The organism is Pseudomonas sp. SWRI179 (assembly GCF_014268705.1).
Lineage (GTDB): Bacteria > Pseudomonadota > Gammaproteobacteria > Pseudomonadales > Pseudomonadaceae > Aquipseudomonas > Aquipseudomonas zanjanensis.
Genome location: NZ_JABWRA010000055.1, coordinates 23,743 through 42,723, shown reverse-complemented (window position 1 = coordinate 42,723; position 18,981 = coordinate 23,743). Strand labels below are relative to the sequence as shown.

Sequence of the window (18,981 nt, the reverse complement as noted above, 5' to 3'; positions counted from 1 at the left end):
ACGTGAGCCTGTCCCTCAACGACGACGGCGAGCACATCAGCGGCCAGTTCGAATACGCCACCGACTTGTTCGATGAAAGCACCATCGCCCGTTGGGGCCAGCATTTGCTGCACCTGCTCGATGCCATGCTTGACGATGCCACCCAGCCGCTGGCGACCTTGCCGTTGCTGGATAACGCGCAGCGCCGGCAACTGCTGGAAACCTTCAACCCGACCAGTGTTGCCTTGGACGAAAGCCCGAGTCGCTTCCCTCACGCCGTGTTCGAGGCCCAGGCGAGCCTGACCCCGGATGCCGTGGCGCTGGTCTGCGCCGGCGAGTCCTTGAGCTACGCCGACCTCAACGCCCAGGCCAACCGCGTCGCCCACCGCTTGATCGCACTGGGCGTGCAGCCCGACGACATCGTCGGCCTGTGCGCGCGCCGCAGTCCGCACATGCTGGTCGGCCTGTTGGGCATCCTCAAAGCCGGCGCGGCCTATCTGCCGCTCGACCCACAGTACCCAGCCCAACGCCTGGCCCACATGCTGGCCGACAGCAAGCCGCGGGCCCTGGTCCACCCATCCGGCCTGGACGAACTGCCGGTGCCCCAAGGCCTGGCGACGCTGGAACTGGGCAGCGCGGCGTTGGCCCAAGCCCCGACTCACAACCCTCAAGTGAAAGGGCTGAATTTCAGTCACCTGGCCTACGTGATCTACACCTCCGGCTCCACCGGCTTGCCCAAAGGCGTGATGGTCGAACATCGCGGCTTGCGCAACCTGCTGGACTGGTACCTCGAAGACTTGGCCTTCCATGCCGGCGACGCGGTGCTGCTGGCGTCCTCCTACAACTTCGACCTGACCCAGAAGAACATCCTCGCGCCGCTGATGGTCGGGGCCACGCTGCACCTGGCCGCCGAACCCTTCAACCCCGGCGCCATCGTCGCGCAGGTTGCCGAGGCCGGGATCAGCCACCTCAACATGTCGCCCAGCGCCTTCCACGCCTTGGTGGACGCCGATCAACAGCAAGGCCTCGCCTGCCTGAAACGGGTAGTTCTCGGCGGAGAGCCAATCCAGGTCGCCATGCTGGAAAAACTCCCCCAGCCACGGCCGACGGTGATCAACAGCTACGGACCCACCGAGTGCAGTGACGTGGTCGCCTGGTACACCGCCGACAGCGACCTGGCGACCTACCGACACCAATCGATCCCGATTGGCCGGCCGATCCGCAACCTGCAATTACATGTGCTGGACGCTCACGGGCAATTGCTGCCAGTGGGTGTACCCGGCGAAATCCACATCGGCGGTGTCGGTGTGGCTCGGGGTTACCTCAACCTGCCGCAGCTCAGCAGTGAGCGCTTCATCGCCGACCCGTTCTATGGCAAGGCCGACGCGCGTTTGTACAAGACCGGTGACATCGGTCGCTGGTTGCCGGACGGCACGTTGCAGTACCTGGGACGCAATGATGACCAAGTGAAGATCCGTGGCCTGCGGGTCGAGCTGGGGGAAATCGAAGCTGCCCTCGCCGCATTGGCGGGTGTGCGCGAAGCCGCAGTCGTCGCCCGCGATCATCAATCTGGCCAGCGCCTGGTGGCCTACTTGTGTGGCGAACCGGCCGCCGCCGGGCAACTGCGTGACGAACTGCTCAAGCGCCTGCCCCAACACATGGTGCCCAGCGCCTTCGTCGTGCTGGACGCCTTGCCGCTCACGCCCAATGGCAAGCTCGACCGCCGTGCCCTGCCTGAACCGGACCAGGACGCCTACGCCAGCCGGGCCTATGAGGCGCCCGAGGGCCGCGTTGAATTGATCATTGCCGGGATCTGGCAAGCCCTGCTGGGCGTCGAGCGCATCGGTCGCCATGACGGCTTTTTCGAACTGGGCGGGCATTCGCTGATGGCCGTGAGCCTGATCGAACGCCTGCGCGAACAAGGCTTGAACGCGGACGTCCGCGCAATCTTCAGCACCGCGTCCCTGGCCGAGCTGGCCCAGGCCTTGACGCATGCGCCAAGCCCGGCGTTCCAGGCACCGGCCAACCGCATTCCCCCTGACTGCACAGCCCTGACCCCGGACATGCTGCCGTTGGTGGTCCTGACCCCGGATCACCTCGAACGTATCGTCGACGCCATCCCTGGCGGTGCCGCGAACATCCAGGACATCTACCCCCTGGCACCGCTGCAACAGGGCATCCTGTTCCATCATTTGCTCGGGCACGAAGGCGACGCCTACCTGGTGCGCTCGATGCTCGAGTTCGATGACCGCCAGCGCCTCGATGCCTTCACCAACGCCTTGCAACAGGTGATCGATCGCCACGACATCCTGCGCACCTGCGTGCATTGGGACGGCTTGCCTCAACCGGTGCAGGTGGTACAGCGCCAGGCACGCTTGCCGGTGCACAGCGTTTCCCTCGACAGCCACCAGGACCCGCTCAGCCAGCTCGAAGCCCTGAGCGACCCACGGCAACTGCGCCTGGACCTGCGCCAGGCGCCGCTGATGCGTGCCTGCATTGCCCAGGATCCGCATTCCGAACGCTGGCTGCTGGCGCTGCTCAACCATCACATGGCCAGCGACCACGTGACCCTGGAGATTGTCCTGGAAGAAATCCACGCGATCCTCCATGACCAAGGCGAGGGCCTGGCGGCGCCACAACCCTATCGCGACTTCATTGCCCAGGCCCAGGCCATCCCGGCCGACATCCATGAAGCCTATTTCAGCCGCCGCTTGGCGGAGGTGGATGCACCCACCGCGCCCTTCGATCTGTTGGAGGTACAAGGCGACGGCCGCCACATCGAAGAAGCCAGCATGACGTTGAGCGTCGAGCTCAACCTGCGCCTGCGGGCACAGGCCCGGGAGCGCGGCATCACCCCGGCGACGCTGTTCCATGTCGCCTGGGCGCAGGTACTGGCCCGCTGCACCGGACGCGACGACGTGGTGTTCGGGACCGTGGTCGCCGGTCGCCTGCAAGGCTCGGCCGGTGCCGAGCGGGCGTTAGGTGTATTCATCAACACCCTGCCGGTGCGCGTGCCATTGACCGCCGGCGCCCACGAACAGGTGCTGGCCACTCACCGCGACCTGGTCGAGCTGCTGGCCCACGAACAAGCCTCCCTGGCCCTGGCGCAACGTTGCAGCGGCGTGCCCAGCGCCTTGCCGCTGTTCACCACGTTGCTCAACTACAGACACCAGCGCGACGACAGCCAGTTGCAATGGCCGGGCATGCGCATCCTCGACAGTGCCGAGCGGACCAATTACCCGCTGACCTTGTCCGTCAATGACTACGGCGATGCCCTCGGCCTGACCGTGCAAAGCGTGCGGGCGGTGGACCCGCAGCGTATCTGCGCGCTGATGCAACGGGCCCTGGAGCAACTGACCCAGGCCCTGATGTACACGCCACGGATCCCGCTCGTGCAACTGGACGTGCTGCCGGCCCAGGAGCGCACCCTGCTGCTGGACACCTTTAACCGGACCGAGGTGGATTACCCGACTGGCCTGTGCATTCAGCAACTGTTCGAAGAGCAGGTCCGCCGCACGCCGGATACCTGCGCGTTGCTCGACAGCCGCCAATCCCTCAGTTATGCCGAGCTCAACGCCCAGGCCAACGGCCTGGCCCAGCAGTTGATCGCCGCTGGCGTCCTGCCGGGGGATCTGGTGGCCATCTGCGTCGAACGCGGCGTGGCGATGATCACGGGCCTGCTGGGGATTCTCAAGGCCGGTGGCGCCTACGTGCCGCTGGACCCGACCTACCCCGCCGAGCGCCTGGCCGCGATCATCGAGGACGCCAGGCCGCGCCTGTTGCTGGCCGACCCGGTCGGTCGCGCGGCCGTGGGCACCTTGCAGGAAGGCACTCGCTACCTGGCCATCGAGCGGGCACTGGCAACGTCATCGAGCAACCGTGATCCGCAACCCGACAGCGTCGGCCTGACGCCAGAGCACCTGGCCTATGTGATTTACACCTCCGGCTCCACCGGCAAGCCCAAGGGCGTGATGATCGAACACCGCAACCTGGTGAGTTCGACGCTGGCCCGGGGCACGGTGTACGGACCGGCGACCGGCAAGCGCTTCCTGCTGTTGTCGTCGATTGCCTTCGACAGCTCCGTGGCCGGGGTCTTCGGTACGCTGACCAGTGGCGGCACCTTGTGCATCGCGGATGCCGACACTGCTCGCGATCCCGACGCCGTCGCCCGTTTCATTGGCGAACAGGGCGTCACCTCGCTGCTGTGCGTACCGTCCCTGGGCCGCCTGGTGCTGGCAAGCCTTGGCAGCGGCAACGGCCATGGCAGCCTGCAAGAAATGATCGTCGCCGGCGAAGCCTGCCCCGCGCAGTTGGTGCAGGCCTGTACCGCGCTGGAACCGGCGATCGCCTTGTACAACGAATACGGCCCCACCGAAGCCACCGTCTGGACCACGGTGCATCGCTGCACCGCCGAGGACCTGGGCACGGTGCCCATCGGGCGAGCGATTCCCAACAGTCGCTTGTATGTGCTCGACGAACAGCGCCAACCGGTGCCGCTCGGCGTGCCGGGCGAACTCTACGTGGGCGGCGCCGGAGTTGCCCGTGGTTACCTGGACCGGGCGGCACTGAACGCCGAACACTTCCTCAGCGACCCGTTCGCCCCGGGCGACGAGCCGCGGATGTACCGCACCGGCGACTTGGTGCGCCTGCGCGCCGACGGGGTGGTCGAGTTCCTCGGGCGTAACGACCAGCAGGTCAAGATCCGTGGTTTCCGTATCGAACCCGGTGAAATCGAGGCCCTGATGTTGACCCTGCCAGGGGTGCGCGAGGCGGCGGTCATCGCCCGCGAAGACACACCGGGGGCCACGCGCCTGGTGGCTTACCTGAGCGTCGAACCGCACCTGGCCGGCCGCAATGCCAGCAGCACGCTACGGCCCTACCTGACCTCGCAATTGCCGGACTACATGGTCCCGGCGGCGTTCGTAGTCGTCGAGCATCTGCCACTGAGCCCCAACGGCAAGCTGGACCGCCGCGCCCTGCCCGCGCCCGGCAACGACGATTTTGCCCGCCGTCAGTACGAAGCGCCCAACGGTGAAACCGAGACGCTGCTGGCACAGATCTGGACCGATCTGCTGGGCCTGGAACGGATCGGCCGGCACGACGACTTCTTCGAACTCGGCGGTCACTCGCTGCTGGCGGTGCAAGTCACGCTCCGGGCGCGAGAGACCTTCGGCGTCGAAGTCCCCCTCAGGGGGCTGTTCGAACACCCGTCGCTGCTGGCCCTGGCTGACCTGATCAACACCTTGCAACTGGCGCAGTACGAGTCGGATGAATTGCTCGACCTGCAACAAGAAATGGCTTCGCTGTCAGAAAGCGAACTGCTCGCTATCGTCTCCAAGGATGCTTAATAAATTGAACGAACATAACGATAGTCTCGACCAGTTGAAACGTGCCGCACTGCTGCGACTGCTCAAGCAACGCGGCGCGACGCGGGTCATCGAAACCGTTGCCGAGGACCTGCCCCGCGTCGACCGCGACGCTCCACTGGCGCTGTCGTTCGCCCAGCAGCGGCTGTGGTTTCTCGACCAACTGGACCCGACCGCCAGCGCCGCCTATCACATGCCCGCCTCGCTGTCGCTGCAGGGTGCCCTCGACCAAGACGCCCTCAAGGCTGCACTCGATCGCCTGGTGGCGCGACACGAAAGCCTGCGCACCACCTTCCGTCGGGAGGGCGAACAGCCGGTGCAAGTCATCGCCCCGGTCGATTGCGGCTTCAGCCTCGTGACCCATGACCTGCGCCACCTGTCCCGGGAGCAGGCCGACACCGAGGCCGCACACCTGAGCGAAAACGCCGCCACGGCGCCGTTCGATCTGCTGCGCGGGCCGCTGATCCGCGGCACCCTGCTGCGCCTGGCCGACGACGAGCACCGGCTGCTGATCACCCAGCACCACATCATCTCGGACGGCTGGTCCATCGGCATCCTGGTCAAGGAATTTGCGGCCTTGTATCAGGCGTTCAGCGCCGGGCAGCCTGATCCGCTGCCGCCGCTGACCCGGCAATACGCCGACTACGCGGCCTGGCAACGCCAGCACCTGGACGGCGAACGCCTGGCCCAACAGGTGGAGTTCTGGCGAGCGCACCTGGCTGGCGCCCCGGCCCTGCTTTCGCTGCCGACCGACCGGGCCCGTCCGGCGGTGCAGAGCTATCGCGGCGAAACCCTGGGCTTCGACCTGCCGGCATCGCTGTCCGCCGCCATCGTCCAGTTCGCCCAGTCCCGCGCGGCGACCCCGTTCATGACCTTGATGGCCGCCTGGGCGGTCTTGCTGGCGCGCATCAGCGGCCAACAGGACCTGGTGATCGGCACCGTCGCCGCCAACCGCGACCGCCACGACGTACAGGCGCTGATCGGCTTCTTCGTCAACACCCTGGCCCTGCGCGTACGCCTGGACGCCAACCCCACCCTTGACCAGGTATTGCAGCAGGTCAAGGAACTGATGCTGGACTCCTCGACCCGCCAGGACACCCCGTTCGAACTGGTGGTCGAGGCCCTCAAGCCGCCGCGCAGCGCCAGCTACAGCCCCGTGTTCCAGACCATGCTCTACACCAATGCCGGAGGCGCCGGCGGCCAGTTGCAATTGCCCGGGCTGAACCTGGCATTCCTGCCCTCGCGCAAGGACAACACCCAGCACGACCTGTCCTTGCACATCGACGAAGGCGGCCCGAACCTGTCCTGCAGCCTGTCGTATTCCACCGCGTTGTTCGACGCCGCCACCGTCGAACGCCTCGCTGAGCGTTTCGAGCGCCTGTTGCGCTGCTTCACCGAAGCCCCGGACACCCGGATCGGCGCCCTGGAACTGGACCCGACCCAGGCCTTGCCCGAGGTCAAGGCCCTTGTGCCTGTGCCGGAACGGCTGCCGCTGTCCTTTCACCAGGAGCGGATGTGGTTCGTCGACACCTTCGAAACCGGTTACCTGTACGACGCCAACCCGGTGTACCACAACATTGCGTTGCTGCTGGAACTGACCGGCGAGCTCAATCAACCGGCCCTGCAAACCGCCCTCGACGGCTTGCTGGCCCGCCACGACATCCTGCGCTGCCGAGTGCTGAGCGACGGTAGCCATGCGTGGCAGCAATTCGACGGCCCGGCCAGCCTGGTGCTCGAGCGCATCCAGGGTAACCCTGACGATCTGGCAGCCCAGGCCTTGGCCGAAACGCGCCGCCCATTGACCATGGACGGCGGCAGCCTGGTGCGCGCAACCCTGGTACGGGGGGACGAACACAACGCCATCCTGGCCATTGCCGTGCACCACTTGCTGGCCGACCGCAATTCCATGCAGTTGCTCAAGCGCGACCTGCTGGCCCTCTACGAAGCCGCCTGCGCCGACAGCAGCGCCGAGTTGCCAGCATTGCCATTGAGCTATGGCGACTTTGCCGCCTGGCAACGCAACCTGCCGGCCACCGTGCTGGAAAACCTGCGTGCCTACTGGGCCTATCAACTGCGCGGCAAGCTGCAAGCCCTGGAACTGCCACTGAATCGTCCCCGGGCGGCGGTGCATGTGTTTGCCGAAGCCACCCACGGCTTCACCCTCGAACCGGCACTGGCAAGGCGTCTCGACGCGCTGGCCCGAGAGGTCGGCGTCAGCAGCGACAGCCTGGCCCTGAGCGCATTCACCGCGCTGTTGCGCCGCTACGCCGGCCACGATGAACTGGTGATCGGCACCACGGCCGCCTGCCGTGAACCGGCCTTGCGGGATGTCGTCGGGCCGCTGGACAACCTGCTGGTCATGCGCGGCCGGTGCGACAGCAACACGACCTTGCAACAGCTCTGGGAACAGACCGCCAACAACCTGACCCAGGGCCAGCGGCACCGGCACATGCAGTTCGACCAACTGGTGCTGGCCCTCAACCCGGCCAAGGACATGAGCCGTACCGCGCTGTTCGACGTGCTCTTCAATTTCCAGCGCAGCGCCGACCGCAACACGCTGGTAGCGGGCCTGGCGGTCACGACCTTGGAAACCAACCTGGGTTACGGCAAGAACGACCTGCACCTGCTGATCACGGCCGATGAGTCGCAGTGGGCCGGGCACTTGGTGTACAACGCTGAGTTCTTCGACGCGGCGTTCATCCAGCAACTGATGCGCCATTACGTGCGCCTGCTGGAAGCCTTCGTCGAGGACTCGCAGCAGCGTGTCGATGACGTCCCGCTGCTGGACGCCGCCGAACGCCAACGGCAGATCCTCGATTTCAACGACAGCGAAGCGGCCTGGCCCGACACCCTGACCTTGCATCAGATTTTCGAGGAACAGGCGCGCCAATACCCGGACCGCATCGCCGTCAACCTGGGCGAGGAGCGGCTGAGCTATCGACAGCTCAACGAACAGGCCAACCGCCTCGCCCGTCGCCTGCGGGCGGCCGGCGTGCAGCCCCAGGAGCTGGTAGCCATCGCCCTGGAGCGCTCGGTGCAGATGATCGTCGCCACCCTGGCAGTGCTCAAGGCCGGCGCTGCCTACGTGCCCATCGATCCGAGTTCACCCCAGGAGCGCATTGCCTATGTGCTGCGCGACAGCGGCGCAGGCAAGGCCATCGCCCGCCAGGACATGGGCCTGGCGCTGCAGGAACTCGGCATTGAAGTCTTCGATGTCGCCACGCAGAGCACCGTCAGCGCCGCCAACCTGCCTAACCTCAGTGCGGCAAACCACCTCTGCTACGTGATCTACACCTCGGGTTCCACCGGAGAACCCAAGGGTGCCCTGCTCGAACACCGCAACGTCGTGCGCCTGCTGCACAACAATCGGCTGGACTTCCAGTTCAGCGCCGACGATGTCTGGTCGTTGTTTCACTCCAACGCCTTCGATTTCTCGGTATGGGAAATCTTCGGCGCCCTGCTCTACGGGGCGCGCCTGAGCCTGGTGCCCGAGGCCCTGCGCCGCGATCCGGTGGAACTGCTGGGTTTCCTTGAAAGCGAGCAGGTGACGGTGCTGAACCAGACGCCGTCGGCGTTCCTGCAACTCAGCGCCGCCGCCCTCTCGACGCCACAGGTGCGCCTGGAACGCTTGCGCTATGTGATCTTCGGTGGCGAGAGCCTGGAACCGGGCAAGCTCGACGCCTTCCACTGTGCCTTCGGACATGTGGCACTGGTGAACATGTACGGCATCACCGAAACCTGCGTGCACGTGACCTACAAGGCCATTGGCGCGGCGGACATCGCCGCCGGCATCTCCAATGTCGGGCGGCCGATCCCGACCACCGTGGCCTACGTGCTCGATGCCCATCAACGGCTGCTGCCGGTGGGCGTGGCGGGTGAAATCTGTGTCGGCGGGCTGGGGGTGGGTCGTGGTTACCTGAACCGTCCGGCCTTGAGCGCCGAACGTTTCATTGCCGACCCGTTCCGGCCCGGCGAACGCCTGTACCGCTCCGGGGACCTGGGCAAGCTGCTGGACAATGGTGACATCGTTCACCTGGGCCGAATCGACGCCCAGGTGAAGATTCGCGGTTTCCGCATCGAACTCGGGGAGATCGAAGCCAAGCTGCTGGCCTGTGAAGGGGTGCGGGAAGCGCGGGTATTGGCCCGCGAAGACGCGAGCCAGGACAAGCGCCTGATCGCCTACTTGATCCCTGAAACGGGTTCGGTGCTGCAAGTGGCGGCATTGCGCAAGCAGTTGGGCGCCACACTGCCCGACTACATGATCCCCAGTGCCTTTGTCAGCCTGCCGGCCTACCCGCTCACCGCCAACGGCAAGCTGGATCAGGACGCGCTGCCGGCACCAAGCCTGGACGCCATGTCCGAGCGCGGTTATGCCGCGCCGCAAGGGTCCACCGAAACCGCCCTGGCGCAGATCTTCCAAGAATTGCTGGGCCTCGAACGCGTTGGACGCAGCGACAGTTTCTTTGAGTTGGGCGGCCACTCGCTGCTGGCCGCGCAACTGGTTTCCCGGGTCCGCCAGCAGTTGGGCGGCGAACTGATGCTGCGCGAACTGTTCAGCCATCCCACCGTGGAGGAATTGGCAAGGGTCGTGGGCGGACTGCACAGCCCCGGCACCGAGACCATCGGCCAGGCAGACCGCAACGAGCCTCTGGTGCTGTCGTTTGCCCAGCAACGCTTGTGGTTCCTCGACCAGCTCGACGCTGGCGCGGGCAGCGCGTATCACATGCCCGCCGCCCTGCTGCTGCGCGGCGAACTCGATCAGGCCGCGCTCAAGGCGGCCCTGGATCGCCTGGTGGTACGTCACGAGAGCCTGCGCACCACCTTCGAACGCCGTGGCGAGCAACCGGTGCAAATCATCGCCGCGCCAGACTGCGGCTTTGCCCTCGGCGAACAGGACTTGCGCGCGCTGCCTTATGAGCAGGCCAGCCTCAGCGCGGCCCGTATCGGCAACAGCGAAGCCCTGGCGCCGTTCGACCTGGCCCGGGGCCCGCTGATTCGCGGCCGCCTGCTGCGCCTGGCCGACGATGAGCACATCCTGCTGATCACCCAACACCACATCATCTCCGACGGCTGGTCGGTCGGTGTCCTGGTCAAGGAGCTGGCCGCTCTCTACCAGGCCTTCAGCCAAGACCAGGCCGACCCGTTGCCCGCCCTGCCGATCCAATACGCCGACTACGCGGCCTGGCAACACCAGGCCCTGAACGGTGAACGCCTCAACCGCCAGGCGGATTTCTGGCGCGAGCACCTCGGCGGCGCCCCGGCCTTGCTGTCCTTGCCCACCGACCGCCCGCGCCCGGCGATGCAAAGTTATCGCGGCGGCGACGTCCCGGTGGCGATCGCCCCGGCGTTGCGCGAGCGCCTGGAACGCTTCTGCCAACAGCACAACGTCACCTTGTTCATGACGTTGCTCAGCGCCTGGTCGGTGCTCATGGCGCGCCTGGGTAACGAGCGCGACGTGGTCATCGGTGTGCCGACCGCCAACCGCGGGCGCACCGAAACCGAAAACCTCATCGGTTTCTTCGTCAACACCCTGGCCCTGCGGGTGAACCTGACGGAAAACCCGAGCGTGCCAGCGCTGCTCGAACAGATCAAACAAACGACGCTGGCGGCCTACGAAAACCAGGACATTCCCTTCGAACAAGTCATCGAAGCCGTGCAACCGCCGCGTTCGCTGAGCCACAACCCGCTGTGCCAGGTCGCCCTGTCACTGGACAACACCCCGGGCGGCGGTGAACTGAGCCTGCCCGGGCTGACCCTGATGCCTGTGGCCCAGGCCCATGAAACCGCGCAATTCGACTTGATGCTGACCCTGGGCAACGACGGCGGCACCCTGGCCGGGGTAATCGAATACGCCAGCGACCTGTTCGACCGCTCCACCGTGGAGCGTTTTGCCCAGCATTTCCAAACGCTGCTGGAGGCGCTGGTCGAAGCGGACGAACAACCGGTGCTCAGCCTGCCGTTGCTCAGCCCGGCACAGCGCCAGGCCTCGCCGGCGACGCTGCCGCCCAAGGCAACATGCGCTCCCGGGTGGCTGATCCACCAGCGCTTCGAACAATTGGCCGCCGCTCACCCCCAGGCCATCGCCTTGGTGTTTGGCGAACAGCAACTGAGCTATCAAGACCTCAACCGCCGGGCCAACCGCATCGCCCAGGCGTTGCTCGCCCAGGGCGTACGCCCTGATGATCGAGTCGCGATCCTGGCCCGGCGCGGGGTGGAAATGGTCTGCGCGGTATTGGCCGTGCTCAAGGCCGGCGGTGCGTACGTGCCGCTGGACCCGGCCTACCCCAGCGAACGCCTCGGCTATCTGCTGGCGGACAGCGCGCCGGTGGCCTTGTTGGCGCAATCGGCCTGCCTCGACGCCTTGCCTGAACATCAAGTGCCGGTGGTGGACCTGGTCGATTACGTTGCCGCCGATGATCGAGCCGATGCATCCCTGGACCACAACCCCGATGCCGATACCCTGGGCCTGACGTCGCGGCACCTGGCCTACGTCATCTACACCTCGGGTTCCACCGGACTGCCCAAGGGCGTGCTGGTGGAACACGGCAATGTCGCGCGGCTGTTCGACACCACCGCCGGGCTGTTCGATTTCGGTCGCGACGATGTCTGGACCCTGTTCCATTCCTTTGCCTTCGATTTCTCGGTCTGGGAAATCTGGGGCGCGCTGAGCTACGGCGGCAAGCTGGTGATCGTGCCCAGCGAGGTGGCGCGTTCGCCCGATGATTTCTACGGGCTGGTCTGCCAGCAGCGGGTCACCGTCCTGAACCAGACGCCGAGCGCCTTCCGCCAGTTCATCGAAGCCCGCGAGCGCAGCGACCAGGAACATGCCCTGCGTGAAGTGATCTTCGGCGGCGAGGCCTTGGATTTTCGCAGCCTGCGGCCCTGGACCGCGCGCACCGCCCTGTCGCGCACCCGTCTGGTGAACATGTACGGGATCACCGAAATCACCGTGCACGCCACGTATTACCCAATCAGCCAAATGGAAATCGACAGCGGCGCGCCCAGCCTGATCGGCCCGCCCCTGCCCGACCTGTGCCTGCGCATCCTCGACGAGTACCAGCAACCGGTGCCGGTGGGCGTCGATGGCGAGATCTACATTGGCGGCGCCGGGGTGGCCCGGCATTACCTGAACCGTGACGCCCTCAATGCCGAACGGTTCATCAGCGATCCTTATGCCGTGGCGCCCGGCGCACGCTTGTACCGCACCGGTGACATCGCCCGCTACCGCGCCGACGGCGGCGTCGTCTACGTGGGCCGCAACGATTCGCAGATCAAGATCCGTGGTTTCCGCATCGAGCTGGGGGAAATCGAAGCCCAACTGCTGGCCCTGCCACACGTGCGCGAAGCCCTGGTGATCGTGCGCGAGGACTCGCCTGGCGACAAACGCCTGGTGGCGTACCTGATCGCCCATGACGGCGGCGTCCTTGAGTCTTCGGCGCTGCGTAGCCAACTGGCCGACGTGCTGGCCGAACACATGCTGCCCAGCGCCTTCGTGATCCTGGACGCCTGGCCGTTGACCACCAACGGCAAGCTGGACCGCAATGCCTTGCCGGCGCCGGACTTGTCCGCCGCCGCGAGCCAGCACTACGAAGCGCCCCTGGGCGACATCGAACGCACCCTGGCCAACGCTTGGCAGGAACTGCTCGGGGTTGAACGGGTGGGTCGCCAGGATCACTTCTTCGAACTGGGGGGCCACTCGTTCCTGGTCATCAGCCTGATCGAGCGCCTGCGCCAGGCCGACCTGCAATTGGATGTTCGCACGGTGTTTGCCGCGCCGACTCTCAAGGCCATGGCCACGGTCCTGGCCGGTGGCAGCAACGCCCAACGGGTCGTCCCGGCCAACCTGATCCCGGCCGACTGCACGGCCATCGAACCGCAGATGCTGCCGCTGGTGACCCTCACCCAGGGGGAAATCGAGCAGATCGTCGCCGACGTGCCGGGCGGGGCCGCCAACGTGCAGGACATCTACCCGCTGTCGTCACTGCAGGAAGGCATCCTGTTCCACCATTTGTTGCAGTCCGAAGGCGACGCCTACCTGATGCGCACCGTGGTGACGTTCAGCCGTCGCCAGGTGCTCGACGACTTCCTTGCCGCCGTGCAGGTGGTCATCGACCGTCATGACATCCTGCGCACTGCCCTGCGCTGGCACGGCTTGCCGCAGCCGGTGCAAGTGGTGCATCGCCAGGCGCAACTGCCGATGGTGACCCTGGACTGCGTCCCTGGCGAAGACGCCTTGCAGACCCTGCGCGAGCATACCGATACCCATCACCTGCGACTCGACTTGCAGCGAGCGCCGCTGATCGCGGCGTACATCATTTACGACGAGCCCCAGGCCCAATGGTTGCTGGCGTTGCTCGACCATCACCTGGTCAGCGATAACGTCACCTTGCGCCTGATCATGCTGGAAATTCAGGCGATCCTGGCCGGTCAGGCCGACAGCCTGCCGCCCTCCCAGCCTTATCGTAACTTCATCGCCCAGGCCGCCAGCGTGTCCCAGGCCGATCACGAAGCCTATTTCCGTCGCTTGCTGGCCGATGTCGACGCCACCACCGCGCCTTACGGCGTGCTGGATGTCCGAGGCAACGGCGCCGGGATCAAGCGCGCCGTGAAACACCTGGGCGACGCGCTCAGCGCCCAGGTGCATCGCATGGCACGCCAGCAAGGCGTGCCCACCTCCGTGCTGTTCCATGCGGCCTGGGGCCTGGTGGTGGCGGCAACCAGCGGACGCGACGACGGGATCTTCGGCACGGTGCTGTCGGGCCGCTCCCAAGGCACCGCCGGTGCCGACCACGCATTGGGAATGTTCATCAACACCCTGCCGATGCGCATTCGCCTGCAGCAAAACACCGTCGGCGACATTGTCCGCGACGCCTACCAGCAACTGAGTGAATTGCTGACCCACGAACAGGCGTCCCTGGCCCTCGCCCAGCGTTGCAGTGCGGTGGATGCCTCGTTGCCTTTGTTCACGGTGATCCTCAACTGCCGCCATGGCGACCTGGTGAACGCGTCCGGGGAAAACGTCGAGGACATGGGCGACCACGAAGGCATGCATTTCATCGCCTCCGAAACCCGCACCAACTACCCCATCGAAATTGCCGTGGCGAATGTGGGCGACGGGTTCTCCCTGACCGCCCAATCCATCACCGGCATCGACCCGCAACGCATCGCCGATTATCTCGCCCACGCCGTGGGCGCATTGGTCGAAGCCCTGGAACAGGCCCCGGAACGCCTCGCCAGCCAATTGGACGTGCTGCCCGCCAGCGAGCGGCAATTGCTGCTGACGGACTTCAACCGCACCACCAGCGATTTCGGCGCCGCGCAACCGATCCATCACCTGTTCGAAACCCAGGTCCAGGCCAACCCCGACGCCGTGGCCCTGGTCTGCGAAGAACAGCAACTGACCTACCGCCAGCTCAATCGCCGCGCCAACCGCCTGGCCCGGCAGTTGCTCGCCCTCGGTGTCGAGCCCGATCAGCGTGTCGCCGTCTGTGCCGAGCGCAGCCTGGACATGATCGTCGGCCTGCTCGGCGTGCTCAAGGCTGGCGCCGCCTACGTGCCCATCGACCCGGCCCATCCCGCCGAGCGCATGGCCTTCATGCTCAACGACAGCCAGCCACGGGCGCTGTTGACCCAGTCAGCCCTGTCGTTGCCAGCGGGCGAGCTCCCGCTGCTGTTGCTTGATACCCATGAGTCGCTGCAAGCGGCGGATGACGCTGATTGCGATGCGAATCCGCAGGTAGCGGGCCTGACCGCCGAACACCTGGCCTATGTGATCTACACCTCCGGTTCCACCGGCCAGTCCAAGGGTGTGATGGTAGAACACCGTTCGGTGTTCAACTTCTGGCAAGTGCTGACCCGCACCACCCACCAGCACTGCCCGAGCCCAGCCACCGTGGCGCTGAACGCCGGGTTCTTCTTCGACATGTCGATCAAGGGCATTTCCCAGCTGTTCTCCGGCCACCGGCTGGTGATCATCCCGCAACTGATCCGTGCCAGCGGCCATGAACTACTGGACTTCCTCGAACAGCACCAGGTGCACGCCTTCGACTCCACGCCATCGCAGCTCGATACTCTGCTCGCCGCCGGCCTGCTGGAACGCAGCCGCTACCAACCGGTGAGCGTGCTGCTCGGCGGCGAGGCGATCAATGCCGCGACCTGGACGAAGTTGCGCGACTGCCCGAGCATCCGCTTCTACAACATGTACGGCCCGACCGAATGCACGGTGGACGCCACCATCGACCTGATCCGCGACCTCGGCGAACGCCCGAGCATTGGCCGGCCGATTGCCAACGTCCAAGTGCATGTGCTCGATGCCCGTGGGGAACCGACGCCGTTGGGCGTGGCTGGCGAGCTGCACATTGGCGGCGCCGGCGTGGCGCGGGGTTACCTGAACCGAGCGGAACTGAGCGCCGAACGTTTTATTGCCGACCCGTTCAGCACCGCGCCGAACGCACGGCTGTACAAGACCGGCGACCTCGGGCGTTGGCTGGCCGACGGCACGTTGGAATACCTGGGGCGCAATGATTTCCAGGTGAAGATCCGTGGCTTCCGCATCGAGTTGGGGGAGATCGAGAACGCCCTGGTGGCCTATCCAGGTATCCGCGAGGCCGTCGTCATCGCCCGGGAGGACAGCCAAGGCGATGGGGACAGCAAGCGGCTGGTCGCCTATGTCTGCGGTGAACCGATCCCGGCCGAGCAACTGCGTAGCGCGTTGCTGAGCGGCCTGCCGGAGTACATGGTGCCCAGCGCCTTCGTCCACCTCGATGCCCTGCCCCTGACCGCCAACGGCAAGCTCGATCGCCGCGCCTTGCCGGCCCCCGGCCAGGACTCCCTGGCCAGCAAAACCTACGAGGCGCCCCAGGGCGACACCGAAATCGCCATTGCCGAGATCTGGAAAGGTTTGCTGCACCTGGACCAGGTCGGTCGTCACGACGGTTTCCTTGAACTCGGTGGCCATTCGCTGCTCGCCGTACAACTGCTGTCGCGGCTGCGGCGCAAGCTGGGCGCACGGCTGACCCTGCGCGAACTGTTCGACGCGCCGACCGTGCGTGGCCTCGCCGCCCTGGTACACGCGGCCTCGCCCACCGAGGCCGTGTCGATTCCCTTGGCCAATCGCGCCGGGCGCCTGCCGTTGTCCTTCTCGCAACAGCGGTTGTGGTTCCTCGATCATTTGGATCACGCGGCGGGCGCGGCCTATCACCTGCCATTGGCCTTGAGCCTGAAGGGAACGCTGGACAAACCGGCGTTGCAAGCGACCCTCGACCGCCTGGTAGCGCGTCACGAAACCTTGCGCACGCGGTTTGAGCTGGTGGACGACGAGCCCTTGCAAAAAATCGCGCCGGCCGACCATGGCTTCCGGTTGGAGCAGCAGGACCTGCGCACCATCGCCCCCGCTGAACGCCAGGCCACCCTTGAGCACCTCGGCCAGGTCAACGCCACGCAACTGTTCGACTTGCACAGCGGACCACTGCTGCGCGGCCACCTGGCGCAATTGGCCGATGACGAACATGTGCTGTTCATCACCTTGCACCACATCGTTTCCGACGGTTGGTCCAACAGCGTGCTGGCCCGTGAGGTCAGCGTGCTCTACAACGCCTTCACCCAAGGCCAGAAAGACCCGTTGCCGCCCCTGGCGTTGCAGTACGTGGACTATGCCGCCTGGCAACGACAATCCCTTGAAGGCCCGGCGCTGCAAGCGCAGATCGACTTCTGGCGGCAACACCTGGAAGGCGCACCCGTGCTGCTGAACCTGCCGCTGGACCGTCCGCGCCCGGCGATCCAGCGCTATACCGGCGGCATCATCGAGTGCGGCTTTTCACCCGCCCTCAGCGCCGACCTGCGTACGTTCAGCCAGGCCCGGGGCACCACGTTGTTCATGGTCTTGCTAGCGGGCTGGTCGGTGCTGATGAGTCATCTGAGCGGCCAACACGATGTGGTGGTCGGCACACCGGTGGCCAACCGTCAGCGTCCGGAGCTGGAGGCATTGATCGGTTTCTTCGCCAACACCCTGGCGTTGCGAGTCACCACCGAGCGCGACACCCGCGTCGACGAACTGCTGGGGCGAATCAAGGACCTGACCCTGGCTGCGTACAATCACCAGGACCTGCCTTTCGAGCAGGTGGTGAGCGCCCTGCAACCGACGCGAAGCATGAGCCACAGCCCGTTGTTCCAGGTGATGTTGAGCCTGGACAACACGCCACCGGCGCCGCTGCAACTGCCAGGGCTTGAGGTGCAAACCCTGGCCAGCCCGCACAACACCACGCAGTTCGACCTGTCACTGTCGCTGATCGACAATGGCGAGCGCATCGGTGGCAGCCTGCAATACGCCAACGATCTGTTCGACATCGCCACCGTGCAGAACATCGCCGGACTCTTTGCCAGCGTCTTGGAAAACCTGGTGAGCGATCCACAGCAGTCCATCGGCCAGTTGTTGCAAAACACGCCGCCGCTGGTGCGCTCGGCCAATGCCATCGTCCAACCCGCCACTGTCGAAGACGGCCCTGCGCCGTTGCCTTATGAAGCGCCTCAAGGCGACACCGAGATCGCCATTGCGGCCCTCTGGCAGGACCTGTTCAAACAGGAGCGAATCAGTCGCCACGACGACTTCTTCAGCCTCGGCGGCATTTCGCTGATGGCGGTGCAAATGGCCTCTCGCCTGCGCAAAGTCCTCGGTAAACCGATCGCCGTGCGCGACCTGTTCGTCGAGCCGACCATCGCCGGTTTCGCCAGGACCCTCGACGGCCAATCCCGGCCGAGTGCCCAGCGCAATCTGGTGCCGATCCGCCGTACGGGTTCCCAGCGGCCGTTGTATCTGGTCCATCCCTTGGGCGGCGAAGTGCAATATGCGCGGGACCTGGCGCCAGCGCTCGATCCCCAGGTACCGGTCTATGGCTTGGCAGCCAGTGGCTTGGTGGCCGGCGAGGCACCGCTGTCCGATGTACCGGCCATGGCAACGCGTTACCTGACGACCATCCGTCAGCTCCAGCCACAAGGTCCGTACCGGATCGCCGGCTGGTCGGCCGGTGGCCTGATCGCCTATGAAATGGCCCGTCAACTGCAAGCCGGTGGTGAGGCCGTGGAGTTCCTCGGCATCATCGATGCGTCGGCGCGCCCGGATCCGGTGCCCGAACAATCGATCAGTGAAGCGCAGTTCCTGATGGCCTGGTTGCCCGAGCAGGTCGATCCAGGATTGTTGCAGCAACTGACCGCGCTGGCGGAACACTCGGACATCGACGCCATGCTGGCGCTGTGCACCAGCCACCGCCTGCTACCGGAGGAGTTGCCACACGACATCGACGCCGTCCTGCTGCGCACGCATCTGCAAGTGGCTTATCGGATGCGACTCGCCATCGGCGCCTACGTCAGCCCACCCAGCCCGCTCAAGGTGTCGCTGTTCACCGCGAGCGAACAGCAACGCAGCGACCCGACCCTGGGCTGGCGTGCGTTGCTGGCCGACCAGGTGAGCGTGACGCCACTGCCCGGCACCCACAACACACTGGTCAAGGCGCCCCATGTGGCCAAGCTGGGCGAGGCGATGTCCCTGGCCTTGAAAGCAGTCGCCACGTCATAACCGGTTTGGGCTGTCCTGCGAGCGATTCGCTGGGCAGCCCAGGATGTGGAAGCCAACCCACCGCTT

At 65.7% G+C, this 18,981-nt stretch carries 2 protein-coding genes; both read left to right on the top strand.

Annotation, left to right across the window (positions count from 1 at the left end; genetic code table 11):
• On the top strand, nt 1-5,327 hold a 5,327-nt coding region (locus HU767_RS24295), incomplete at its 5' end, for a non-ribosomal peptide synthetase (protein WP_186730663.1).
• A gap of 4 nt (nt 5,328-5,331) precedes the next feature.
• Nucleotides 5,332-18,915, top strand: coding sequence for a non-ribosomal peptide synthetase (locus HU767_RS24290; protein ID WP_186730662.1), 13,584 nt, complete (start codon nt 5,332-5,334; stop codon nt 18,913-18,915).
• Nucleotides 18,916-18,981 lie beyond the last annotated feature (66 nt).